The sequence below is a fragment of the Idiomarina sp. D18 genome (assembly GCF_057748155.1).
Genome location: NZ_CM173240.1, coordinates 553,072 through 576,246, shown reverse-complemented (window position 1 = coordinate 576,246; position 23,175 = coordinate 553,072). Strand labels below are relative to the sequence as shown.

Genomic DNA, 23,175 nt, shown 5'->3' with positions numbered 1-23,175 from the left:
ATTAAATCCTTGCTGCGAGTTCCGCCCCTTGACGAATCGCACGTTTCGCATCGAGTTCAGCGGCTACGTCAGCGCCGCCAATCAGATGCACGGGTTTGCCCTTTTGCTCTAGCGAAGATTGTAACGCGCGTAACGGAACCTGTCCTGCACAAATAATAATGTTATCCACTTCAATCAGTTGCTCTTTACCATCGCGCTCAATCAATAAACCCTCGGCTGTCACTTTCTTGTACGTCACGCCATTCCACATGTGCACTTTTTTACTTTTCAGTTCAGTACGGTGTACCCAGCCCGACGTTTTACCCAAGCCTTTACCCACTTTGCTCTCTTTGCGCTGTAGCAACCAGACTTCGCGAGGACTGGCTTCGGGGTGTTGCTCTTTTAAACCGCCACGCGCTTCATACGATTTATCGATTCCCCAACGCTCGCTCCAAGCCGATTCATCAAGTGTCAGTTGCTCTTCAGTCGTCAGATACTCTGCCACATCAAAACCAATACCGCCTGCACCAATCAGCGCTACACGTTGGCCGACCGCTTTATGATCACGCAAGACATCCAAATAACTCAATACATGGGGCTGATCGATACCTTCAATATCAACTTGGCGAGGTAGTACTCCGGTGGCCAAGATGACTTCGTCAAAACCACCCTCGGTGAGACTTTCAGCCGATTGTTCCGCACCCAAGACGCGTTTCACCCCCGCGTCTTTTAAGCGCTCATCGAAATAACGTAAGGTTTCGAAAAACTCCTCTTTGCCAGGAATTTGCTTCGCGTAATTAAACTGCCCACCGATGTCGCTCGCTTTATCAAACAGTGTTACATCATGCCCACGCTCAGCGGCGAAGCAAGCAAACGCTAACCCCGCAGGACCTGCTCCAACCACCGCGAGCCGTTTTGACTGTTGCGTTGGCTGCATTAATAACTCAGTTTCGTAGCATGCGAGTGGATTAACCAGACATGACGCACGCTTATTCGAGAACACATGATCAAGACACGCCTGATTGCACGCAATACAGGTGTTTATTTTTTCAGGTTGTTGACGTTGCGCCTTGATCACGAGTTCGGGATCGGCCAATAGCGGGCGTGCCATCGATACCATATCCGCTTGCCCACTGGACAATATATGTTCAGCAATTTCAGGCGTATTGATACGGTTAACAGCCACAACGGGTACTGACAGTGACTGCTTCACACGCTCAGTGATCCATGCAAACGCGCCCCGTGGTACCGACGTCACAATCGTTGGCACACGCGCTTCGTGCCAGCCAATACCGGTGTTGATGATGGTCACTCCGGCTTTCTCAAGCGCTTGTCCTAATTCAATCACCTCGTCGAGCGTATGACCGTCTTCAACCAAGTCCAGCATGGACAATCTAAAAATAATAATAAAGTCCTTACCCACTTGCTCTCGCACGCGATTAACGATTGCAAGTGCTAAGCGACTACGTCCGTTAAAATCGCCCCCCCACTCATCCGTGCGCTTATTTGTGCGTGGGCAGAGAAATTGATTAATTAAATAACCTTCCGAGCCCATAATTTCAACACCATCATACCCTGCTTTCTGAGCCAGCTTGGCACAACGCCCGTAGTGACTAATGGTATTGGTGATTTGTCGCTCACTCATCGCTTTGGGGCTAAAAGGCGTGATAGGCGCTTTAATTGCACTCGGAGCAAGAGAGAACGGGTGATAGCTATAACGTCCCGCATGCAAGATCTGCAGGCAAATTTTACTGTCATGCTTATGAACAGCATGCGTAACTTTGCGATGTTTAGCGACGTGCCACGGCTTTGACAGTTCACTCCCCAAAGGCGCCAGTCGACCTCTAAAGTTTGGACTAATACCACCGGTGACAATCAAGCCGACACCGCCCTTAGCACGAGCCTCGTAAAAAGCCGCCAGCTTTTCGAAGCCGTTTTTCTCTTCTTCGAGTCCCGTATGCATTGAACCCATGAGTACGCGGTTTTTTAATTGAGTAAAGCCAAGATCAAGCGGCGTGAAAAGCGTCGGATACTGTTGTGTGTTAGCTACCATCTTCATTATTCTCTATTTTAAACGGGCGTTTAATTTTAGCTCACTCTATACCTTTATAAGTATTTGCTCAAGCCTATCAGTAGTCGTGTTTGTTCGCACGATGGTCGCATTTGTTTTGACCCCTACGGGTAAAAACCTGCTAGTCTGATATGGAAAATTCCAAGGAGAGCGTTATGACTTTAGCAACAAAAACTATCGTAGGCACATTAACTGCGACTTTATTAACAACCGCCTCAGTCATGACATTAGATGCTCAAGCACAGACTCAAGACGTGACAGCGCACCAGCGTTTAATTCCGATTGAATCAAGTAAAACCACTGAGCACAGTGTCGAAATTCGTGGCGAAACTGTTGATTATACGGCAACGGCCGGCACCTTACCGGTATGGAACGACGAAGGTAAACCAACCGCCACGTTGTTCTATACCTATTATAAACGAGAAGACATCGATAACCGTGAAAAACGCCCCATCGTCTATTCATTCAATGGCGGTCCAGGCTCTGCTTCCGTGTGGATGCACTTGGCCTACACGGGTCCTAAAGTCCTCAAGATCAGTGATGAAGGTTACCCTGTACAACCATATGGTGTCGAAGATAACCCGTATTCAATTTTAGACGTCGCTGACATCGTATTTATCAACCCAGTCAACACGGGTTACTCGCGTGTTCTACCCAACGAAGACGGCGAAATGCCCTCACGTGACGCTCAACAAAAAATGTTTTTCGGAGTTAACTCCGACATCCAATATTTAGCCGAGTGGATGAATACCTTCACCTCACGTTATGACCGCTGGCGTTCACCCAAGTTCTTAATTGGTGAAAGTTACGGCACGACACGTGTATCGGGTCTGGCTCACGCTTTACAAAATCAACAATGGATGTACCTCAATGGTGTTGTCCTAGTCTCTCCGACTGAATTGGGTATTGAGCGTAGCGGTCCGGTTGAAGAGGCGAATCGTCTACCCTACTTTGCTGCCGCCGCGTGGTACCACGACGCATTACCAAGCGACCTACAAAAAAAGGATCTGCTAGATGTACTCGACGAAGCGGAGTCATACACACTCAACGAATATCTACCCGCGCTAGCAAAAGGTGCTTCACTGACCCAACAACAACGCGAGCAAATTGCCTCTCAGGTGGCACACTACTCTGGCCTTTCAGAAGAAGCCGTGTTGAGTAATAACTTAGCGCCAAGCACTTGGTATTTCTGGAAAGAACTCTTACGAGACCGCGATCGCACAATTGGTCGTCTGGACTCTCGCTATTTAGGTATCGATGGCAGCCGTTCAGGTGATAGTCCTGACTACAATGCTGAGCTGACTTCATGGTTACACTCGTTCACTCCCGCAATTAACTACTATCTACGCGAAGAGTTAGGTTACAAGACCGATGTGAAATACAATATGTTCGGTCCTGTGCATCCGTGGGATCGCACCAATAACAACACCGGCGAACAACTACGTGAAGCGATGGCAGCGAACCCTTACCTGAATGTGATGGTACAGTCGGGCTATTTTGACGGCGCGACCAATTACTTTGATGCGAAGTATACAACTTGGCAGTTAGACCGTAGTAAACTGATGCAAGATCGCATTAGCTTTAAAGGGTATCGTAGTGGTCACATGATGTATTTGCGCCGACCTGACCTACAAAAAGCAAATGATGATCTTCGTGAGTTCATTATGAACGCGCTTCCAAAAGAAGGTCAGCCAGCACAATACAAGTAATTCATTTTGGGTGTTGACACCGCGCTCTTTGCGCGGTAATTTGTCAACCACTGAATAGCAAACTAAAACGAATTGGACATTATTACGATGCAACTCGCACAATTTTCACTACAAGCTTGGTGGTGGCACTTCCCGAATTAGCGGGTGGTGGTTCTGTGCGCATACGTAAATAAGTACAGTTTCGAAAACCCGCTCAACGAGCGGGTTTTTTTATGCTTGTTGGGCGGTCTCAAAAGGAAGTAGTTAAATGAATTCAAACACTCAACAAGCGCCAGCAGCGGTTACATCGATTCAGGTCGAGTTACCCTATCAAGCCGATACTCAGAGCGTGTACCAACAGGTTTGCCAACCTCATGGTCGTCACGTGCTACTCGATTCAGCCGATATCGGCACTAAACAAGCGCTAAAAAGCCTGTTACTCATCGATGCCGCCCTCGAACTCAAATGCAGCGGCCAGCGCGTTACCGTACAAGCACTAACGAATAACGGTAAGCCACTTAAAGCGCTGTTAGACCAACAGCTCACTGATTATTTGCTGGCGACCTCGGAGTCAACGAGCGAATTCAAATTCCCTGTTTCTAACCGTGATCTCGACGAGATGAGTCGCCTTAAAGAGGTCTCTAACTTCGAGCCATTGCGGCTTATCCAACACACGCTAGAGCGTCGCAACGCAGCTTCAAGCCACGATTTTGCGGTATTCCTTGCAGGCTCATTTGGCTACGACTTACTCGCGAGTTATGAGCAATTACCACAAGTTGAAACCGGCGAAAATCGTGCGCCTGATTATGTGTTCTATGTGTCTGAAACACTGCTAGCGGTCGACCATCAACGCCAGTCGAGTCAATTAATAGCTAGCTTGTTTACGCCCGAAGTGTCATCCGACGCATATGCGCAAATGAGTCAGCGCATCGGAGAGCTCGCAGCACGGTGTCAATTACCGCCACGTCAGCAAACCCAGTACACACCGCTAGCCGCAGACTACCAGAGTATTACAGCAACGCCGTCACAAGCGGTATTTAAGCAACATGTGTCGGAGTTGAAAGAACATATTCTGGATGGCGATATTTTTCAGGTGGTGCCCTCGCGTCGCTTTAGTTTACCGTGCCACGATGCACTTGCCAGCTACGCAGTACTAAAACAGACCAACCCATCACCCTACATGTTTTATTTAAGTCATCCAGATTTCACGCTATTCGGCGCCTCACCTGAGTCCGCTTTAAAGTACACCGCGACGAGCAATCAGGTCGAACTCTATCCGATTGCAGGCACCCGTCCTCGCGGCAAGCAGCCGGACGGCAACCTTGATCACGATCTCGATAGTCGCTTAGAACTCGAGTTACGCATGGATCAAAAAGAATTATCAGAGCATTTGATGCTGGTCGACTTAGCACGAAACGATCTTGCGCGAATATGCCAACCGGGAACACGCAATGTCGCCGACCTGCTCAAAGTTGATCGTTACTCCCACGTAATGCACTTGGTCTCTCGTGTTGTCGGTCAATTACGTGAAGACTGCGATGCGCTTCACGCTTACCGCGCCTGTATGAATATGGGCACATTGATTGGTGCTCCCAAAGTCAGTGCGGCACGGCTCATCCGACAGGTCGAACAGCAAGGGCGTGGTAGCTACGGCGGTGCTGTGGGTTACCTAGCTGGTAATGGTGATATGGATACTTGCATCGTTATACGCTCCGCCTTCGTGAGTGGCGGTCGTGCGGTGGTTCAAGCCGGTGCAGGCGTGGTTCACGACTCTGATCCGCAGGCGGAAGTTGATGAAACGGAAAATAAAGCACGCGCCGTAATCGCCGCAGTGCAGACAGCGAACGCACAAGGAGAGCGCTCATGAAAGGTCGTATTACGCTCATTGATAACCTTGACTCGTTCTCTTACAACTTAGTTGATGAGCTCAGCCAACTTGGTTATGAACTAAAAGTTTATCGCAACACGGTCAGTGCCGAACGCTTGATAAGCGAACTCGATAGTTACTCAGGTCCGCAAGTCGTCTGTCTATCGCCCGGTCCTGGTAGCCCGTCGCAGGCGGGGCATTTAATGGACATGATCGATGCATGCCAAAAACAGTATCCCATGCTCGGTATCTGTTTAGGTTTTCAAGCTCTGGCTGAAAAAAGCGGTGCCCGAGTCGACCGCTGTGGCGAGGTCGTGCATGGCAAAACCGCACAAATGTTGTTTCGCTCTCACCCACTGTTCGCGAGCCAACCGCAACAAAATCATTGCGTCATCGGTCGTTATCATTCGCTCAGTATTTACGACTTACCAGCGACCATTAACGTAATCGGCGAATGTCAAAGCGTCAACGGAATGATTCCGATGGCGGCGGAGTTTACCGAGTTGAATGCTGTGGGTTTTCAATTTCACCCTGAATCTTTATTAACACCGACCGGCAAACTTATGTTGCAGGATGCGGTTCACTACCTTTTTACACAGTTTAGTCAAGGACACAGTCATGAATGAGATCACCACCCTGCTTGAAGGTCGACCTCTGTCCCAGGACGAGAGTCAAAAGCTATTTCGTCACCTGGTAAAAGGTGAGCTCAATGATGCACAAATCAGTGCCGCATTGGTCGCCATGAAATTACGCGGTGAAACGCCAGCGGAATTGGCCGGTGCAGCGCGCGCTGTGCTCGATGTGAGCAAGCCTCTGACCAGCACCAACGGTATACTTGCGGACAGTTGCGGTACCGGTGGTGATGGCTCCAACAGTATTAATCTATCGACCACATCGGCTTTAGTTGCCTCTTCGATGGGTTTACCCATGGCAAAGCACGGTAATCGCAGCGTATCATCGCGCTCAGGATCAGCCGATGTATTAGAGTCTTTGGGTCTGCGCGTTGATCTCGATCCGCGCGAGGCTTCAAAGCAGTTAGCTGATCACGGCTTTTGCTTTCTATTTGCGCCGCATTATCATCCCGGTATCAAACATGCGATGCCCGTGCGCCAAACTCTGAAAACGCGTACCCTTTTTAACCTTATCGGTCCGCTAGTGAATCCAGCACGGCCCAACATTCAGTTATTAGGCGTGTATAGTCCAATTTGGCTACAACCGATGGCCGAAACCTTACAGCGTCTTGGCACTGAGCGAGCTATGGTCGTACATGGCTCTGGCGTTGACGAGTTTGCTTTACACGGCACGACGGAAGTTGTTGAGTTACGTGATAACCAACTTGAACAATACACACTGTCGGTCAGTGACTTTGGCTTGAATGAAGCACCACTGAGCGAGCTAAAAGGCGGCGATGCCGATTTTAATGCCACGGTATTAAAACGTATCTTAGCAGGGCAAGGTTCCCGCGCTCAAAACCATGCCATTGCAATAAACACAGCACCATTGCTAGTGATGGCGGATAAGTTTTCAGACTACAAACAAGCGGCCCAGGCAGTGCTTGAGCATCTTGCGAGCGGCGCAGCCATGACACACTTAGAGGCGATTCAAGCGGTACAAGGAGGCATCTATGTCGAGTAATATTCTGACTGAAATTATTGCCCGCAAACGAGTGCAGAACGAGCAGCAGGAGCAACACTACCCGATGCCGAGTGACAAACACGCGCTATCGCGCAGTGAGCGTAGTTTGTACGATGCGTTGAACCAGCCTCAAGCGGGCTTTATTTTAGAGTGCAAAAAAGCGTCCCCTTCCAAGGGACTTATTCGCCCCCATTTTAATCCAGTGGAGTTGGCAAAAACCTACCAACCCTATGCTGCCGCGATTTCGGTATTAACTGAACCTGAGTATTTTCAAGGCAGCTATGAATACCTTGCGGCTGTCAGTCAACAGGTTAACCTACCGATATTATGCAAGGATTTCTTTATTGATGAACAGCAAGTTTATCGAGCACGCTACTTTGGCGCTGATGCGATCCTACTCATGTTATCGGTACTCGATGATGTGCAGTATCAACATCTACACGCAATCGCGGACAATTTAGGTTTAGATGTACTGACGGAAGTCGCCAATGAGACTGAGATGCGTCGCGCCGCGCAGTTAGGTGCGCGCATTATTGGTATTAATCACCGTGATTTGACCGACCTCAGCATCAACCCGAATCGCAGTCATGAGCTCGCACCTTATGCTCCCGAGGGTGCCTTACTTGTTGCTGAGTCGGGCTTTAGCCAACACAAAGATATTCGCCGCTGCAGTGATGTCGTAAATGGCTTTTTAGTCGGAAGTGCATTAAGTGCTGAAAACGATGTCGACCTGGCTTGCCGTAAGTTATTGTATGGTGAAAACAAAGTCTGTGGACTAACTCGAGCGGAGGACGCCTTAAACGCTCATGCAGCCGGTGCGGTATTTGGCGGACTCATCTTTGCCGAGCGTTCACCTCGATGCATTGAACCAAGCCAGGCCGAGGCGATTATCCGTCAAGTTCAGGGTCTTCAGTATGTCGGCGTATTTGCCGACCAGCCGCTATCCTTTGTTGTTAATACAGCTTTCGAACTGGGTTTACACGCAGTTCAATTGCACGGACATGAAGATATCGACTTTACCGTTGAACTCAAGAACCGCTTTAAGCAAGCCGGTATCGCACACGTACAGATTTGGAAAGCGGTCACCGTTGACGCACCATTCAGACTCAATGAACATCCATTGCGTCACTCAGTTGACCGCTTTGTACTCGATCATGGTCAAGGGGGTACCGGCAAAACCTTTGATTGGCAGTTACTGAACGAATTAGATACCGATGAACGAGGACGTTGTCTCCTCGCTGGTGGCATTAGTCCCGATAATGTTTGCGACGCAATTGAACAAGGCTTCAGTGGTGTCGATGCAAGCTCTAAATTAGAGTGGCAAGCAGGCATCAAAGACGCACGGTTAATTTCTTCTCTTTTTAAACGCATTCGCCACTACGGTGCCAATGCAAACTCAAATCAGTCACAGGAGGCCGCAGCATGAGCCAGTCACTTTCAGCTTATTTTGGTGATTTTGGTGGTCAGTTCGTACCTGAAATCCTTCTACCTGCGCTCGAGCAGCTAGAAAAAGCATTTATCGATGCGCAACAAGATGAGGCGTTTCAGCAGGAGTTTCGTGGGCTGCTGAAAAATTATTTAGGCCGACCAACACCTCTATCACTATGTCGTAACTTGCCACTTGAAAGCCCTAACGGTACAAAAATATATCTCAAACGCGAAGATTTGCTACATGGTGGTGCACATAAAACTAACCAAGTACTCGGGCAAGCCTTGCTTGCCAAGCGTATGGGAAAAACACGAATTATCGCTGAGACCGGTGCGGGACAGCACGGTACAGCGACCGCACTGGCGTGTGCATTGCTCGACCTCGAGTGCATCATCTACATGGGTAAAAAAGACGTCGAACGTCAGCAGCCCAATGTGTTTCGTATGGAGTTGATGGGCGCTAAAGTAGTGCCTGTTGATACCGGTAGCGGTACATTAAAAGACGCGGTGAACGAAGCATTACGTGACTGGACGGCTAGCTACCCAACCACTCATTACTTGCTCGGTACAGCAGCCGGAGCTCACCCCTTCCCAACAATTGTGCGTGAGTTCCACAAAATGATCGGAGAAGAAGCAAAGCAGCAAATTATTGAGCAAGCAGGTCGTTTACCCGATGAAGTCATTGCTTGTGTAGGCGGTGGTTCGAATGCCATTGGCATGTTCACTGATTTTATCGACGAACCTAATGTAGCTCTCGTGGGCGTTGAACCCGCAGGTAAAGGCGTCGATACGCAACACCACGGCGCTACACTCACTGCGGGAAGTCCTGGTATCTTGCACGGCTGCTTGACCTACTTGATGCAAACCGACGAAGGGCAAGTGGAAGAATCCTACTCGGTCTCAGCGGGTTTGGATTACCCGGGCGTAGGACCACAACACGCGCACTTAAAGGCCATTGGTCGTGCACGTTATGAGTCGGTTACAGATGATGAGGCATTGGCGGCATTTCAACTGCTTTCCCGCCATGAGGGCATTATACCTGCGTTAGAATCTGCACATGCGCTTGCCTATGCGCTAAAACGCGCGGCTGAGCCTGATGCTCCAGAAATTCTATTGATCAATTTATCGGGTCGTGGTGACAAAGATATCGATCACGTCCGTCGTATTTTCAATGCTCAAGAACAATCATAGGGTGTCCACACATGAGTCGTTATGAACAACTATTTGCAAACCTAGACAAGCAACATCAAGGTGCTTTTGTGCCTTTTGTGACGCTGGGCGACCCGACTCCTGAGGTCAGCGTTGAGGTGATTAAGCGATTGATCGATGCGGGCGCCGATGCATTGGAGCTGGGTCTTCCATTTTCTGACCCGGTCGCCGACGGTCCCGTCATTCAGCGCGCTAATGTTCGCGCCCTCGAGGGAGGTACACGATTTGAAGACTGTTTATCGATTCTAAAACAGGTCCGCGAATACGCACCTGATATACCGATTGGCTTGCTGGTTTACGCAAACCTGATTTTTGCCAAAGGTATCGATACCTTTTATGAAAAAATGGCCGCTGTCGGTGTCGACTCGGTGCTCGTCGCCGATTTACCAACCAAAGAGGCAATTCGCTTTTCACAACCGGCTATCGATCGTCAAATAGCGCCCGTGTTTATTTGTCCGCCGGATGCTTCAGATTCGTTGATCGAGGCGATCGCCAAACAAAGCCAAGGCTATGTTTACTTGCTTAGTCGCTCTGGGGTTACGGGAACAGAGACACAAATGCAGGTGCCGGCCGAGAAACTCATTTCACAACTGCGTTCAGCCGGCTCAGCTCCGATTATGCTGGGTTTTGGTATCTCTCAACCTGAACATGTAACAGCCACGATTAAGGCGGGCGCTCAGGGCGCTATCAGTGGTTCCGCAGTCGTTGCTATTATCGAAAAAAACATCGACAATACAGCACAAATGCTCGACCAACTTGGGCAATTTGTTGAGTCGATGAAGTCAGCCACATCGTAGTAGGAGTATCCATGGCGCTGGTATTAGAGTATTTACCATTAGTTGTCTTTTTTGTTGTTTATCAGATGGTCGATATTTTCGCGGCAACCTGGGCTTTAATGGGATTAACGATTGTACAGTTAGTCGGTCTTAAGCTGCTTAAGCAACCTATTACTACGCGTCATTGGATCGTGTTAGGTGCCGTGCTGGTTTTTGGCGGCATCACCGTTTTTCTACACGATGATTGGTTTGTTAAAATCAAAGTATCCATTATTTATGTGCTGATTGCCGCATTGTTAGCTGGCACACTTTGGATAAAAAAAACCAGTCCACTAAAAAGCCTATTTGATGCAGACATAAAAATGCCAGATAGCGCTTGGAACCGACTCACATATGCTTGGGTTATTACTTGTTTGGCTATCGCCGCTGTGAATGTTTATGTTGCTCAGTATATGTCACAAGATGCTTGGGTTAATTTTAAAGTCTTTGGCATTATTGGCATTTCGTTGGTGCTTGTCGTTGCTACAGGAATGTATATCTACCGACACGCTGAGGACATGGAAGGAGATAAATAAGCCATGTGGTTTGTGATTTTTGCAGAAGATCATGACGATTCACTCGCCAAGCGTAAGCAAGCGCGTCCAGCGCATATTAAACGCTTAGAGGCGTTAAAAGAGCAAGGACGTTTACTTGTCGCCGGCCCTTGCCCTGCGATTGCAGAGAAGGATCCAGGTATCATGGGCTTCACCGGCTCAGTCGTAATCGCTGAATTCGACACCCTTGAACAAGCAGAGCAGTGGGCGCACGCCGATCCTTACTGGGATGCAGGCGTCTACCGTTCAGCGCAGGTTAAACCGTTCAACCCGGTGCTACCCTAACTCTGTATGCAATCCACACGGCTCAAATATGCTAACCGCGCATTAGCAATTAATTATTTCCCTGCCGCAGGGGCGCAACAACATGTTGTGATTGCGCCAGCCCTTGGCGTAAAACAACGGTTTTATCATCGATTTGCGCAGTGGTTGGCAGAACAGGGTATTGCCGTGACGTGTTTCGATTATTACGGCATTGGCGACTCTATAGATAAGCCGCTCAGTAAAATTGAGACCGATATTATCGACTGGGCGACCTTAGACCTTGATAACGTGCTCACTTGGGCACGGGAGCAGCTTCCCAGCGCCGAGTTAATTTGGCTGGGTCATAGTTTAGGCGGTCAACTTTTGGGATTAATTCCTCACCCCGAGCGTATCGATAGGATAGTCACGGTGGCTTCCGGAACCGGGTACTGGCGACAAGCCAGCTCTCAAGTCAGACGCACATCTTGGCTGTTGTGGTATTTGGCGATACCACTTGCGACACCGATTGCGGGTTATTTTCCAGGTAAGCGGCTCAACATGGTGGGTGACATGCCAGCGCAGGCAATGCGTCAATGGAGCCGTTGGTGTCGCAGCCGCAATTATTTATTCGACCATTTATCGACTGAGCAACTCAAAGGCTATCAACGTTTAACCCAATCGTATCATGCCTTCGCTATTAGTGATGATGAGTTGTTGGTAGAAGATAACGTTCGTGCACTGTTACAACGTTATCCTAATACACAACAAAAGGTGACGCGTTTGACTCCGCAACAGGCGGGTCGCCGCATCGGACACTTTAATATCTTTAAGCCGACCCACCAGCAGACGCTTTGGCAAAAAGCGTTGTTACCTGCCATTAAAGCAGATCAGACAACGCGTCTTGTAACTGAGGAAAGTTAAAGTTAAATCCCGCTTGCTCAAGCTTTTTCGGCACGACCGCTTGCCCCTCTAACAACATCGAAGCCATTTCTCCCAACATTAGGTTCAACGCAAACGCTGGAACGAATAATACATGGGGCCGGTGCAACGTTTTCGCTAAGGTTTGGCTAAACTGTTTATTCGGCGTTGGATTAGGTGCCGTCAAATTAACCGGCCCCGAGATGCTGTCGTCCTGCAGAATAAATTCTATCGCACGGATCATATCCTCAATGTGAATCCACGACATCATTTGTTCCCCTGAGCCCATCGGACCACCTAAACCGAATTTATAGGGCAACGACATGCGTGGCAATGCACCTTGGCTGCTGTCGAGTACGACGCCAGTGCGTAAACATACGACGCGCGTGTGCTCCTTGACTTGTAGCGCAATGGACTCCCATTGCTCGCAAAGTTCGACGGCAAAGTCGTGTCGGTTTGCCGTAGCGGATTCGTCCACCGGCTCGCTGTTTCGCGGACCATAGACACCAATTGCAGAACCACTGAGCAAGATAGGTGGCGCTGGGCACGCGCGTATTCGCTGCACTAGATCTTCAGTGACTTGCCAGCGACTATTTTGCAATTGCTGTTTACGCTCGGCCGACCAGCGCTTATCGGCAATTCCAGCGCCTTGCAGGTTAATCACCGCATCAAACGAGGTGAGCGCCTCAGCAGTTGGCAGTTCACCCACAACATCGACATTACAACCTCGAAATTGCTGCTTGACGCGCTCTACCGAGCGCGTCGTCACCGTAAATGAATGTTGTTGGCTGAAGTAGCGAATAAAGCGAGAGCCGATAAGCCCAGAGCCACCAGTTATAAGAATATTCATACTTCGCCTCCCATTAAATCAATTTACGTATCAATTGTGCCGTGTTGCGGCGAATCAAACGCGAACACGCGAGTCGACCTAACAAAGCAACGACAACCGCGCCTGAAATAGGACCCACCAACCACAAACGCCAATGCCAGGTGGCATCCATGTTAAACACTTGGGTCTGTAAAATGAGCAGCGATAAATCCATCGCAATGGTCGCTATTAGACCACTTATGGCCCCTAACATAAGAAATTCATAGCTGATGCTCCGACTTAGCAACTTACCTGAAGCACCCAAGGTGCGTAGAATAACCAGTTCTTTTTGGCGCTCCTCCATGCTCGCCTGTACTTGCGCTATCAATACCAAGGCGCCTGCAATCATCACCAGAACTAAGACGAAAAGAATCGCAATACTGACCTGCGAGATGACTTCACGGATTTGGTCAATAATCGCGTCCAAATCGATTAAGGAAGCCTCGGGAAACGGTCTAAATAATTGGTATAGCTCATCTTTACGCTCACTGTCTAAGTGAAAGCTGGTTATATAGGTTGCAGGAAAATCAGCGAGTGTGCTGGTATTAAAAATCATGTAAAAGTTGGGCTGAAGCGAGCCCCAATCCGCTTCTCGCAGACTCGTTACCGGCACAGTAAATACTTCGCCGCCGATATTAAAGGTCAGCGTGTCGCCTACTTTGATTTCTAATCGTTCTGCCGCTTGTTTTTCAACGGACACCTGTGGCTCGGCATTATCGCCCCACCACTCGCCGCTCACAATTTCATTGTTGGGCGGTACCGTATCGCGCCATGTCAATGAGAGCTCACGACCAAAACCTTCCTCACGATCACCCTGTTCGACTTCCTCGCGGTTTTCTTTGGTCACTTCATCAATCAGTTCAGTACCGTTATGGTGGGTTACCCGACCGGGGATCAGCGGATATTGATCGGTTGCTTCGATGTCCTCTCGAGCGAACATAGCGCGCAAATCGTCAACTTTCTCTTCAGCGATATTCAGCGCAAAATAATTCGGTGCATCCGCTGGCAGTTGGCGCTGCCAGTCCGCAAGTAAATCATTGCGCATGACGATAACCAACAGCAACAACATAATGGCGGTTGAAAAACTCAACATCTGTACGCTGTTTGCTGACGCGCGTCGTTGTAAGCCGGCCATTGCCAAACGCCAAGCGCTCCCTGCTTGCATGCCTGCTTTTCGACCCGCTCCGATCAGTAGACGACCAATCAACAACAGGATACCCGCAGCAAAAGCCCCACCCACGAACAAGGCTGTCGATAACCACCATTGCTGTGAGTACAGCACCAATAACCCATAAATCGTGCCGCCGCTTAATATCCATTGCAGCCAGCGAACCGCCTGTACACCCACCATTTGACGGTGTAGTACACGTAACGGTGGAATAGAAATCAATCTAAATAGCGGGTAAAGCGTAAACATCACCGCACTAATGAGGCCCGTTGCAATAGCGAGCGCATAAGGTCGCCAACTGGCTGATGGTAGTGAAGCGCCTAACTGTTCAGCGACCCAGTTAATCACGTAGGATTGAATGAGCCACCCTAACAAGATGCCAATACCGACGCTGATTCCCGTAAGCAATAGCAAGTGAAGCACAAAGATCTTACGGATCTGCTGTTTGCCCGCTCCTAAGGTTTTAAATATGGCCACCACGTCATAATTACGCTGGCAGTAGCGTTGGGCGGCTACGGCAACAGCCGTTGCTGCAAGTACTACACCTAACAGACTCGCCAGCATCATAAAGCGTTCAGCGCGATTTAGGGCGCGCGCCAAGGGGCTGTCACCGTCTTCGATACTGCGCCAGCTATGAGTGTCATCATTCAATTGTGGGAGAAGCCAATTCTCGTAGTTATCCAGTTGCGTTGGTGTTCCGGCGAATAAGACGTTGTAACGTACGCGGCTTCCCGGTTGAATCAACCCCGTCTCAGCTAACTGTGAATAACGAATGATGACATTGGGACTGTCGGTGAACACTGAGAAGCCGACATCCGGTTCGTAAGTCACCACCTTAGTCACTTTAAAGCGGCTATTCCCCACTTCAATAAAGTCGCCCATTTCAAGCGATAACGCTTGGAATAGACTCGATGCCACCCAAGCTTCTCCAGCCGGGGGGAGTTTATTGGTGACTTGCCCTTCAACAAAGGGCTTATCGGCTACTTTAAGCTCACCTCGTAGCGGATAACCGTCAGATACCGCCTTGATATCGACGAGCTCAAGCTTATCGTTAGCAAACGCCATTGAGTTAAATATCACTCGCCACGCGCTCTGAATCCCCTCCTCATCCGCTCTATCAAGCCACTCTTGAGGGATATCTCTGCGTGAACTTAATACTCGATCAGCTGCGAGAAATTCACTACTGCGTTCCAGTAATCCGGATTGTAGGCGCTCACTAAATAACGACAGTGATAAAACCGCGGTCACCGATAAAATGATAGCGAGCGCCATGATCGTGAGCTCACCGCGCTTGAGCTCCTGCTTGAGTAAGCGAAACGATATTTTATGCCACATCTTGCGACGCCTCCGCTAGCTGCCCAGCCTCCATGTTTAGGATACGCTGACAGCGTTTCGCTAACGTGGTGTCGTGAGTCACCATTACTAAAGTGGTGCCGTAATCCTTGTTCAAGTCAAATAGCAACTGTTCGACTTTGTCACCGGTTTTACTGTCGAGGTTACCGGTGGGTTCATCAGCAAATAAAATCTTTGGCTGACCAACAAACGCGCGCGCAATAGCGACGCGCTGCTGCTCGCCGCCCGAGAGTTGATTAGGGTAATGGTGCCAGCGGTCAGCGAGCCCGACCTTTTCTAACAGCTCACGAGCTTCCTTTTCAGCGCCTTTGTGGCCAGCAAGCTCTGCCGGTAACATCACGTTTTCTAACGCGCTTAAGCTAGGCACTAGCAAAAACGACTGAAAAATAAAGCCTACTTTATCGGCGCGCAGCTTCGCACGTTGTTCCTCATCCAAATCGCTTAACTTTTCGTTTTCTATAAGAACATCGCCGTGGGTGGCAATGTCTAACCCAGCGAGTAGTGATAGTAGTGTTGATTTACCTGAGCCGGACGCTCCAACAATCGCAACAGTCTCGCCAGCATTGATTGCGAGGTCAATTGGTTGCAAAATCTGTAATGGTCCCTCAGAGGTTTCGACTATCTTTTCGAGTTGTTGAGTTTGAATGAGCATAAAATGAAAAATTTCCTATTAAAGTTAGCTTGTATTACTTTGATTTTTATATCTATACGTAGTGTTGCGGCAAATGTTTCACTTGTTGTATTAGGAGATAGCCTAAGCGCAGGTTATGGTCTTTCGCAACAACAAACTTGGGTAGCAGAATTGCAAAACCGTTGGCAGCAGGCGTACCCGAACATTGAAATAGTCAATACCAGTATCAGTGGTGAAACCACCCGTGGCGGTCTCAATCGTTTACCAGGCATTATTGAGCGCCACCAACCGGATGCTATTTTTATTGAGTTAGGCGGCAATGACGGGTTGCGTGGATTCGATTTAGCGACGGTGGAAACGAACTTGTCTAATATGATCGAGCAGGCACAGGCGAAAGGGATTAAAGTGGCGCTCAGTCAGGTCATCGTACCGCCCAACTATGGTCCGCGCTTCTCAAAGCGATTTCAGGCGGTGTTTACGCGTGTGGCAGAAAAGTATGATGTAACACTGGTGCCATTTTTTATGACAGAGTTAGTAGAGAACCCAGACTTCGTGCAAGATGATGGCATCCACCCCACTGCAGCAGCGCAAGACGCTATTGCGGATTTCCTCTCACCGTACTTGCTTGAGCTGGCTAAAAACGCCGAGGCATCGGGTTAAGCGTTGATAAATTGCAGACACAAAAAAACCACCTCGAAGGTGGTTTAGTGTTGGCGTCCCCTAGGGGATTCGAACCCCTGTTACTGCCGTGAAAGGGCAGTGTCCTAGGCCTCTAGACGAAGGGGACCCAGAAACTGTTTGTGATGCTTTTGAATGGCGTCCCCTAGGGGATTCGAACCCCTGTTACTGCCGTGAAAGGGCAGTGTCCTAGGCCTCTAGACGAAGGGGACGCAATCAAAACTGCATCGTGTTAGTAAAATTGGCGTCCCCTAGGGGATTCGAACCCCTGTTACTGCCGTGAAAGGGCAGTGTCCTAGGCCTCTAGACGAAGGGGACGCAATCACTAACGTTGCTATCAAAATTTCACTTGGTGGAGCTAAGCGGGATCGAACCGCTGACCTCTTGCATGCCATGCAAGCGCTCTCCCAGCTGAGCTATAGCCCCACTGCTTTAGCAGCGAAACTGCCTTGACAGCGGGGCGCATTCTATTGCGAGGAGCGCTTAAGTGTCAACTGTTTTTTGAAAAAATATCGCTAACTGGCGATTTTTATATCAAGTTGACTATTTTACATGCAAATCGCAGATTATGCGTTCGCTTCGCGCTCAGCAATGAACGCAAGCGCCAGATCAATACGCTCGATAACCTTTTGCTGATCCAACTGAGCTAAGGTGACATCCAACGAGGGTGAGTTGCCCCCACCGGTTGCTGCAACGCGCAACGGCATGCCAATTTTGCCCATGCCCACGCCAAGCGCTTCAGCCGTGCCATTAATCGCTTCTTGAATTGATTCAGCAGTCCAGTCCGTTAAGCCTGACAGACTTGCCTTCACCGCTTCTAATGGTTCTTTAGCTACAGGGCGCAAGTGTTTCTTAGCTGCTTTTTCTTCAAACTCAGTCACTGGTTCATAGAAATAACGGCTAATCGCGGCCATTTCTTTCAACGTTTTCACACGATCAGCTTGCAAACCAACAATGGCTGTCAGTGCTGGACCCGTCGACGTATCGACGCCGAGTTGATCAAATTGCCATTTTAGCGCATCAGCCACTTGTTCAGCGGGCAGCGTCTTCATGTAATGCTGGTTTAACCAATTAAGCTTTTCGGTGTTAAACGCAGAAGCCGCTTTATTCACGTCCTCTAGTTTAAACAGTTTAACCAACTCTTCTTTACTGAATATCTCTTGATCACCGTGCGACCAACCTAAGCGTGCCAAATAATTAATGACCGCTTCGGGCAAGTACCCGTCATCGCGATAGTGCATCACACCCACCGCACCATGGCGTTTAGATAATTTTTTACCGTCATCACCCAGAATCATCGATACGTGCGCGTAATAAGGCACCGGCGCGTTTAACGCTTTTAAAATATTAATCTGGCGCGGCGTATTATTAATATGGTCTTCGCCTCGCACCACATGCGTAATACCCATTTCCCAGTCATCCACGACAACACAGAAATTATAAGTTGGCGTACCATCACTGCGAGCAATGATTAAGTCATCAAGTTCTTGGTTTGAAAACTCGATACGACCACGGATCAAGTCATCAAAAATCACGCTACCCTCTTGCGGGTTACGAAAACGAATCACGTAACTATCACCAGACGCATTTGGATTATCACGGCAATGTCCGTCATAACGAGGTTTTTCGCCACGCTCCATTTGCTCTTCGCGCATTTTTTCCAACCGCTCGGTCGAGCAGTAACATTTATAAGCTTTGTCTTCTTCAAGCAATTGATCGACTAATTCTTTATAGCGGTCAAAACGCTTAGTTTGATAGTAAGGACCTCGGTCCCAGTTCAACCCTAACCATTCCATACCTTCTAAGATGGCATCAATCGCCGGCTGCGTTGAACGCTCCCGATCGGTATCTTCAATGCGCAAGACAAACTCACCACATTGGGCCTTTGCGACCAGCCAAGAGTAAAGCGCTGTGCGAGCACCGCCAACATGTAAATAGCCAGTCGGGCTTGGAGCGAAACGCGTAACTACACTCATTACTGTGTTCCTTTATTTGATTCAGTGATTAGACGTGTTGAATTTTACCAGTCCTAGCCCAAAAGCGCATTATTCAATTAAAATGATTAAAAAGTCAGCAAACAGAAAAAACTTTGCATTTTTTGTTTGACACTTTGGCGCGTATCCCTATAATGCCTCCTCGCAACGACGCAGAAGTGCGATGACAAAACTGGATGGTTAGCTCAGTTGGGAGAGCATCGCCCTTACAAGGCGAGGGTCACTGGTTCGAGCCCAGTACCATCCACCACTTCTTCCCCTTCGTTGTTTTCCTTGGCGTTGGATGGTTAGCTCAGTTGGGAGAGCATCGCCCTTACAAGGCGAGGGTCACTGGTTCGAGCCCAGTACCATCCACCACCTTTTTTTACTCTCCGAATTATTCTAAGTAAATCCACGACTTCAACCGTTATCGGTTAGCTTCACCTTCAAAAAGTCTATTAATACTCTGACTTTCGCAATTCGATGTCGCGACTCGGGATACAATGCCCAAATACCATCGTCCGGTTGACGATACTCTGTCATCACTTCCTGTAAGACACCGGCTTCAAGCTCATCAGCGACATAATAATCAGGCAGAATCGCTATCCCCAGGCCTTTACACACCGCATCTTTTATCGCTAAGCCACTATTACAATGAACTAATGCGTTTGGTTGCACTGTCTTTACTTTTCCATCCACCTGAAAGCGCCAACTTTTGAGCGTGCCCGTTAAACAACGGTGATCAGCCAGCGAAGCTAAGTGAGTTGGTTCTCCAAAACGTTCAAAATACGCCGGCGCCCCCACTAGAAAGTGCCGGCGACGACCGAGCGGACTCGCCTTTAAACGCGGCGTGCCCAAATGCCCTAACCGTATCGCTAAGTCATAATGTCCCTCTATCAAGTCGAGCGTGTCGTTGGTGAGGTTAAAGTCGAGTCGACAATCGGGGTACTGATTTAAAAAATCATTTACTAAAGGAGCAATCACGTGTTCGCCGTAAAATACTGGAGCGGTCAGTCTGATTAACCCTTGTGGTTTTTCTGATCGCTGTTGGATAGCCTGATCCGCATCATTGAGACTCGCCACTAAATGTTGGCAATGCGGTAAATAGAGTGAGCCCTCCTCCGTTAAACTCACGCTGCGCGTGGAGCGATAAAGTAATGGTAATTTAAGCCGTTGCTCTAGCGCTGCAATATTACGGCTCACTTGCGCAACGGACAGACCTAACTGCTTCGCTGCACTGGTGAAGCTGGATGTTTGAGCCACCGCAACAAACTCACTGATTCCTTGCCATTGTTTCATTATTACGTATCTGCAAAAGTTATTTGTAAAAAGTTTAGATTACCTTTAAAACAGAAAAAGTTAAACTTGTTCCTGTCATTGACGTATAACTAGCCAATCACATACTAAATAAAGGAAGCTAAGATGGAAACAATTAAGTCGCGTGCAGCCGTGGCGTGGGGCCCCGGCGAACCGTTAAAAATGGAAGAAATCGATGTAGCACCACCTAAAAAAGGTGAAGTGCGCGTCAAAATCATTGCGACAGGCGTGTGTCATACCGATGCTTATACGCTATCTGGCGCTGATCCTGAGGGTATCTTCCCAGCCGTTTTAGGCCACGAAGGCGGCGGTATTGTTGAGTCGGTCGGCGAAGGCGTGACTTCTGTCGAGGTGGGCGACCACGTGATTCCACTTTACACCGCCGAGTGTGGTGAATGTAAATTCTGTACTTCAGGGAAAACTAATTTGTGCCAAGCCGTGCGAGCAACGCAGGGTAAAGGCTTAATGCCGGATGGCACCACCCGTTTCTCAAAAGACGGGGAGCCGATTTATCACTACATGGGAACTTCGACCTTCTCCGAATACACCGTATTGCCAGAGATTTCCGTCGCTAAGATTCCAAAAGAAGCACCGCTTGAAAAAGTCTGCTTACTCGGTTGTGGCGTCACTACCGGCATGGGTGCAGTTAAGAACACAGCTGATGTACAAGAAGGTGATACGGTCGCGGTATTTGGGCTCGGTGGTATCGGTCTAGCCGTCATTATCGGTGCCGTACAAGCGAAAGCGTCACGCATTATTGCGATTGATGTGAACGAAGATAAGTTCGAAATTGCCAAGCAGCTCGGTGCGACTGATTTTGTTAATCCAACAGATTACGACAAGCCTATCCAAGAAGTGATTGTCGATATGACCGACGGCGGTGTCGACTTCTCGTTCGAATGTATTGGTAACGTCGAAGTCATGCGTTCGGCGCTTGAATGCTGCCACAAAGGTTGGGGTGAATCGGTAATTATCGGTGTCGCCGGCGCAGGTGAAGAGATCTCAACCCGCCCATTCCAACTGGTCACCGGTCGCGTATGGCGTGGAAGCGCTTTTGGTGGCGTCAAAGGTCGCAGCCAATTGCCCGACTACGTGCAACAGTACATGGATGGGAAGTTTGATTTAGATACCTTCATTACTCACAACATGTCACTTGAAGAGATCAACGAAGCGTTTGAGCTCATGCACGAAGGTAAGTCGATTCGTTCAGTTATCCACTACTAAGCGACAAAGGTATCCACTATGGAAATCGTAAGCGAAGTACGTACGTTTGGCGGCCGTCAAGTCCGCCTTAAGCACCGCTCTTCGACACTCAACTGCGATATGCAGTTGAGTGTGTTTCTACCGCCCCAAGCAGAGCATCATGCAGTCCCCAGCGTGTACTTTTTATCAGGGCTAACGTGTACTGATGAGAATTTCTCTACTAAAGCAGGTGCACAGCGCGTCGCTGCGCAGCTCGGTATCGCACTAATTATTCCGGACACCAGCCCGCGCGGTGATGAGGTACCTGACGAAGATCGTTATGACTTTGGCAAAGGTGCAGGTTTTTATCTGAATGCGACCGAAACGCCTTGGGCTAAACACTATCAAATGTACGACTACATTCTTGATGAGCTCCCAAAATGCGTAGAGGCACAGTTCCCGCTAACGGATAAACGCTCGATTGCCGGTCACTCCATGGGTGGCCATGGCGCGCTTGTCATTGGTGTGCGGAACCCAGAGCGCTATCAAAGCATTTCGGCATTCTCACCGATCACCCATCCGACTCAATGCCCCTGGGGTGAATATGCGTTTACGCAATATTTGGGAGGCAACCGTGATGCTTGGAAAGACTATGATGCGGTTGAACTTATCAAAGCTTATGGGCAAGTCAGACCGATTCGCGTCGACCAAGGTTTAGCAGACAACTTTCTCGAAGAGCAACTCAAGCCTGAGGCTTTGCAAGCTGTATTCGACGAAACAGATGGACCGGGCGCTATCTATCTGCACGAAGGCTACGATCATAGTTACTACTTTATCAGCAGTTTCATTGAAGAGCAGTTACGCTTCCACGCGCATTATCTGCTCTAACACGCTCGCCCTTATTGTGCTGATTTATCGGTGTCTTCGGACGCCGATAAATCAGGCTTTTCAGCAAGATGACGCCGATAAAAGCGCCATTGCCGCGATTTACTGACGTACCAAAGGCTAATAAACCATGCCAAGATAATACTCGCTTTCCCCCAAGAAAAACTGCCATGCTGATGCATTAACAAACTACTAATTAATATCGCATCTAACACGAGGGAGACCAACATCAGGGGCTGTGCAGCTCGCATCACATGATTAGCCCAGTTGTAGCCATCCTCTTTGGCGAAACTTGTTGCCAACAGAACGAGTAACGCAGGCAAGCCGACCACCAGCATGAGACCAAATTGTTCTGAGCTTTTATAAAATAACGAGAGTAAACGCGTGCGATCTTCATTGAAAGTAAGCGAGACAATACCTGCAAGATAGCCACGGCATAAAAAGAATGTGACCCAAATGAAAAATAGAGGGGTGCTCGCGCGCCCCTCTTTATCCAGATAGCGCGCTCGTTCGACGAACGCCGCTCCGTTGCCAGATCTTTTCATGAAAATAATAACCTACCGTGTTTACCAATGGCTCAATTAATGCCACGGCACCACCCATAACGATATCGCCTGTCATCACCCAAACCACTGTAAAAGCGATTGAGAAATGCATCACGGCAAAACTAGCTGTCTTTATCATAATGCCCTCCATTCCTGTCTAACGAAATG

21 protein-coding genes, 6 tRNA genes and 1 other annotated feature are annotated in these 23,175 nt (G+C 48.9%); of the genes, 15 read left to right on the top strand and 12 right to left on the bottom strand.

The genetic code is table 11. The annotated features are described in order from the left end of the window. Nucleotide 1: 1 nt before the first annotated feature. Nucleotides 2-2,032 (bottom strand): NADPH-dependent 2,4-dienoyl-CoA reductase, encoded by a 2,031-nt coding sequence (locus AC3AP5_RS02770; protein ID WP_006956566.1) that lies wholly within the window; start codon nt 2,030-2,032, stop codon nt 2-4. 173 nt (nt 2,033-2,205) lie between these two features. On the opposite strand from AC3AP5_RS02770, the gene AC3AP5_RS02765 reads away from it, so the two are divergent. The 10 genes from AC3AP5_RS02765 to AC3AP5_RS02720 all read left to right on the top strand — a co-directional run bounded on the left by AC3AP5_RS02765 (nt 2,206) and on the right by AC3AP5_RS02720 (nt 12,410). After that, the gene (locus AC3AP5_RS02765) at nt 2,206-3,759 is read left to right on the top strand and encodes a S10 family peptidase (RefSeq protein WP_006956565.1); all 1,554 of its coding nucleotides are present in this window, start codon (nt 2,206-2,208) and stop codon (nt 3,757-3,759) included. Nucleotides 3,760-3,870: 111 nt separating this feature from the next. After that, nucleotides 3,871-3,973 (top strand) — a sequence feature (Trp leader region). A gap of 33 nt (nt 3,974-4,006) precedes the next feature. Continuing rightward, nucleotides 4,007-5,605: an anthranilate synthase component 1 gene (locus AC3AP5_RS02760; protein ID WP_290486192.1), complete on the top strand. Its 1,599-nt coding sequence runs from the start codon at nt 4,007-4,009 to the stop codon at nt 5,603-5,605. After that, a complete protein-coding gene (locus AC3AP5_RS02755; RefSeq protein WP_487326964.1) occupies nt 5,602-6,231 on the top strand; it encodes an anthranilate synthase component II in 630 nt (209 codons plus the stop codon). The genes AC3AP5_RS02760 and AC3AP5_RS02755 overlap by 4 nt, the downstream gene beginning before the upstream one ends. Continuing rightward, nucleotides 6,224-7,240, top strand: a complete 1,017-nt coding sequence (gene trpD, locus AC3AP5_RS02750) for an anthranilate phosphoribosyltransferase (protein WP_006956561.1) — start codon at nt 6,224-6,226, stop codon at nt 7,238-7,240. The genes AC3AP5_RS02755 and trpD overlap by 8 nt, the downstream gene beginning before the upstream one ends. Further along, nucleotides 7,230-8,666 carry a bifunctional indole-3-glycerol-phosphate synthase TrpC/phosphoribosylanthranilate isomerase TrpF gene (gene trpCF / locus AC3AP5_RS02745; RefSeq protein WP_272977864.1) on the top strand — a complete coding sequence of 479 codons (1,437 nt, stop codon included), beginning with the start codon at nt 7,230-7,232 and terminating at the stop codon, nt 8,664-8,666. The genes trpD and trpCF overlap by 11 nt, the downstream gene beginning before the upstream one ends. After that, nucleotides 8,663-9,859, top strand: coding sequence for a tryptophan synthase subunit beta (trpB, locus tag AC3AP5_RS02740; protein WP_272977865.1), 1,197 nt, complete (start codon nt 8,663-8,665; stop codon nt 9,857-9,859). The genes trpCF and trpB overlap by 4 nt, the downstream gene beginning before the upstream one ends. Before the next feature lie 11 nt (nt 9,860-9,870). Continuing rightward, nucleotides 9,871-10,674: a tryptophan synthase subunit alpha gene (trpA, locus tag AC3AP5_RS02735; protein ID WP_272977866.1), complete on the top strand. Its 804-nt coding sequence runs from the start codon at nt 9,871-9,873 to the stop codon at nt 10,672-10,674. Nucleotides 10,675-10,685: 11 nt separating this feature from the next. Then, nucleotides 10,686-11,228: an inner membrane-spanning protein YciB gene (locus AC3AP5_RS02730; RefSeq protein WP_006956557.1), complete on the top strand. Its 543-nt coding sequence runs from the start codon at nt 10,686-10,688 to the stop codon at nt 11,226-11,228. Nucleotides 11,229-11,231: 3 nt separating this feature from the next. Beyond that, nucleotides 11,232-11,531, top strand: a complete 300-nt coding sequence (locus AC3AP5_RS02725) for a YciI family protein (RefSeq protein WP_006956556.1) — start codon at nt 11,232-11,234, stop codon at nt 11,529-11,531. Between the two features lie 6 nt (nt 11,532-11,537). Further along, nucleotides 11,538-12,410: an alpha/beta hydrolase family protein gene (locus tag AC3AP5_RS02720; protein ID WP_272977867.1), complete on the top strand. Its 873-nt coding sequence runs from the start codon at nt 11,538-11,540 to the stop codon at nt 12,408-12,410. On the opposite strand, the gene AC3AP5_RS02715 is transcribed toward AC3AP5_RS02720, so the two are convergent. Genes AC3AP5_RS02715 through AC3AP5_RS02705 form a run of 3 tightly spaced genes read right to left on the bottom strand, consistent with a single transcriptional unit; the run spans nt 12,367 to nt 16,448 of the window. After that, a complete protein-coding gene (locus AC3AP5_RS02715) occupies nt 12,367-13,257 on the bottom strand; it encodes a TIGR01777 family oxidoreductase (protein WP_272977868.1) in 891 nt (296 codons plus the stop codon). The genes AC3AP5_RS02720 and AC3AP5_RS02715 overlap by 44 nt on opposite strands. 13 nt (nt 13,258-13,270) lie before the next feature. Beyond that, the gene (locus AC3AP5_RS02710) at nt 13,271-15,778 is read right to left on the bottom strand and encodes an ABC transporter permease (RefSeq protein ID WP_487326963.1); all 2,508 of its coding nucleotides are present in this window, start codon (nt 15,776-15,778) and stop codon (nt 13,271-13,273) included. Then, nucleotides 15,768-16,448, bottom strand: coding sequence for an ABC transporter ATP-binding protein (locus AC3AP5_RS02705; protein WP_287831517.1), 681 nt, complete (start codon nt 16,446-16,448; stop codon nt 15,768-15,770). Before AC3AP5_RS02705 ends, AC3AP5_RS02710 begins: the two co-directional genes overlap by 11 nt. A 3-nt stretch (nt 16,449-16,451) precedes the next feature. Between AC3AP5_RS02705 and AC3AP5_RS02700 the strand changes: the two genes are divergently transcribed. After that, on the top strand, nt 16,452-17,087 hold the full coding sequence (locus tag AC3AP5_RS02700; RefSeq protein ID WP_487326962.1) for an arylesterase: 636 nt from the start codon (nt 16,452-16,454) through the stop codon (nt 17,085-17,087). Between the two features lie 51 nt (nt 17,088-17,138). Here the strand turns inward: AC3AP5_RS02700 and AC3AP5_RS02695 are convergent. The 5 genes from AC3AP5_RS02695 to gltX form a co-directional block, all read right to left on the bottom strand. Beyond that, nucleotides 17,139-17,214 (bottom strand) — tRNA-Glu (locus AC3AP5_RS02695). 27 nt (nt 17,215-17,241) lie between these two features. Next, nucleotides 17,242-17,317: transfer RNA gene (locus AC3AP5_RS02690), tRNA-Glu, on the bottom strand. A 30-nt stretch (nt 17,318-17,347) separates the two neighbouring features. Then, nucleotides 17,348-17,423 (bottom strand) — tRNA-Glu (locus AC3AP5_RS02685). A 32-nt stretch (nt 17,424-17,455) separates the two neighbouring features. After that, nucleotides 17,456-17,531 (bottom strand) — tRNA-Ala (locus tag AC3AP5_RS02680). A 140-nt stretch (nt 17,532-17,671) separates the two neighbouring features. Further along, nucleotides 17,672-19,081: a glutamate--tRNA ligase gene (gene gltX, locus AC3AP5_RS02675; RefSeq protein ID WP_487326961.1), complete on the bottom strand. Its 1,410-nt coding sequence runs from the start codon at nt 19,079-19,081 to the stop codon at nt 17,672-17,674. Nucleotides 19,082-19,273: 192 nt separating this feature from the next. Here gltX and AC3AP5_RS02670 point away from each other — a divergent pair. Beyond that, nucleotides 19,274-19,349: transfer RNA gene (locus tag AC3AP5_RS02670), tRNA-Val, on the top strand. A gap of 31 nt (nt 19,350-19,380) precedes the next feature. Further along, nucleotides 19,381-19,456: transfer RNA gene (locus tag AC3AP5_RS02665), tRNA-Val, on the top strand. A 42-nt stretch (nt 19,457-19,498) separates the two neighbouring features. Here the strand turns inward: AC3AP5_RS02665 and AC3AP5_RS02660 are convergent. Further along, nucleotides 19,499-20,377: a LysR family transcriptional regulator gene (locus tag AC3AP5_RS02660; RefSeq protein WP_006956549.1), complete on the bottom strand. Its 879-nt coding sequence runs from the start codon at nt 20,375-20,377 to the stop codon at nt 19,499-19,501. Between the two features lie 123 nt (nt 20,378-20,500). Here AC3AP5_RS02660 and AC3AP5_RS02655 point away from each other — a divergent pair, with 123 nt between their 5' ends. Beyond that, entirely contained in the window at nt 20,501-21,619 is a 1,119-nt protein-coding gene (locus AC3AP5_RS02655; RefSeq protein ID WP_487326960.1) for an S-(hydroxymethyl)glutathione dehydrogenase/class III alcohol dehydrogenase, read from the top strand. An 18-nt stretch (nt 21,620-21,637) separates the two neighbouring features. Continuing rightward, the gene (fghA, locus tag AC3AP5_RS02650) at nt 21,638-22,465 is read left to right on the top strand and encodes an S-formylglutathione hydrolase (RefSeq protein ID WP_272977334.1); all 828 of its coding nucleotides are present in this window, start codon (nt 21,638-21,640) and stop codon (nt 22,463-22,465) included. Nucleotides 22,466-22,476: 11 nt separating this feature from the next. Here fghA and AC3AP5_RS02645 read toward each other — a convergent pair whose 3' ends face one another. Next, nucleotides 22,477-23,007: a DUF2919 family protein gene (locus AC3AP5_RS02645; protein WP_487326959.1), complete on the bottom strand. Its 531-nt coding sequence runs from the start codon at nt 23,005-23,007 to the stop codon at nt 22,477-22,479. Next, nucleotides 22,952-23,146: a DUF2061 domain-containing protein gene (locus tag AC3AP5_RS02640; RefSeq protein WP_083404989.1), complete on the bottom strand. Its 195-nt coding sequence runs from the start codon at nt 23,144-23,146 to the stop codon at nt 22,952-22,954. Before AC3AP5_RS02640 ends, AC3AP5_RS02645 begins: the two co-directional genes overlap by 56 nt. Nucleotides 23,147-23,175: the final 29 nt, after the last annotated feature.

Coding starts and splice junctions, on each gene's coding strand:
- AC3AP5_RS02655 (WP_487326960.1), top strand. CDS start 20,501: ATGGAAACAATTAAGTCGCGTGCAGCCGTGGCGTGGGGCCCCGGCGAA.
- AC3AP5_RS02720 (WP_272977867.1), top strand. CDS start 11,538: ATGCAATCCACACGGCTCAAATATGCTAACCGCGCATTAGCAATTAAT.
- AC3AP5_RS02730 (WP_006956557.1), top strand. CDS start 10,686: ATGGCGCTGGTATTAGAGTATTTACCATTAGTTGTCTTTTTTGTTGTT.
- fghA (WP_272977334.1), top strand. CDS start 21,638: ATGGAAATCGTAAGCGAAGTACGTACGTTTGGCGGCCGTCAAGTCCGC.
- AC3AP5_RS02715 (WP_272977868.1), bottom strand. CDS start 13,257: ATGAATATTCTTATAACTGGTGGCTCTGGGCTTATCGGCTCTCGCTTT.
- AC3AP5_RS02770 (WP_006956566.1), bottom strand. CDS start 2,032: ATGGTAGCTAACACACAACAGTATCCGACGCTTTTCACGCCGCTTGAT.
- AC3AP5_RS02755 (WP_487326964.1), top strand. CDS start 5,602: ATGAAAGGTCGTATTACGCTCATTGATAACCTTGACTCGTTCTCTTAC.
- AC3AP5_RS02640 (WP_083404989.1), bottom strand. CDS start 23,146: ATGATAAAGACAGCTAGTTTTGCCGTGATGCATTTCTCAATCGCTTTT.
- AC3AP5_RS02705 (WP_287831517.1), bottom strand. CDS start 16,448: ATGCTCATTCAAACTCAACAACTCGAAAAGATAGTCGAAACCTCTGAG.
- AC3AP5_RS02710 (WP_487326963.1), bottom strand. CDS start 15,778: ATGTGGCATAAAATATCGTTTCGCTTACTCAAGCAGGAGCTCAAGCGC.
- AC3AP5_RS02660 (WP_006956549.1), bottom strand. CDS start 20,377: ATGAAACAATGGCAAGGAATCAGTGAGTTTGTTGCGGTGGCTCAAACA.
- trpA (WP_272977866.1), top strand. CDS start 9,871: ATGAGTCGTTATGAACAACTATTTGCAAACCTAGACAAGCAACATCAA.
- trpB (WP_272977865.1), top strand. CDS start 8,663: ATGAGCCAGTCACTTTCAGCTTATTTTGGTGATTTTGGTGGTCAGTTC.
- AC3AP5_RS02700 (WP_487326962.1), top strand. CDS start 16,452: ATGAAAAATTTCCTATTAAAGTTAGCTTGTATTACTTTGATTTTTATA.
- trpCF (WP_272977864.1), top strand. CDS start 7,230: ATGTCGAGTAATATTCTGACTGAAATTATTGCCCGCAAACGAGTGCAG.
- AC3AP5_RS02760 (WP_290486192.1), top strand. CDS start 4,007: ATGAATTCAAACACTCAACAAGCGCCAGCAGCGGTTACATCGATTCAG.
- AC3AP5_RS02725 (WP_006956556.1), top strand. CDS start 11,232: ATGTGGTTTGTGATTTTTGCAGAAGATCATGACGATTCACTCGCCAAG.
- AC3AP5_RS02645 (WP_487326959.1), bottom strand. CDS start 23,007: ATGAAAAGATCTGGCAACGGAGCGGCGTTCGTCGAACGAGCGCGCTAT.
- trpD (WP_006956561.1), top strand. CDS start 6,224: ATGAATGAGATCACCACCCTGCTTGAAGGTCGACCTCTGTCCCAGGAC.
- AC3AP5_RS02765 (WP_006956565.1), top strand. CDS start 2,206: ATGACTTTAGCAACAAAAACTATCGTAGGCACATTAACTGCGACTTTA.
- gltX (WP_487326961.1), bottom strand. CDS start 19,081: ATGAGTGTAGTTACGCGTTTCGCTCCAAGCCCGACTGGCTATTTACAT.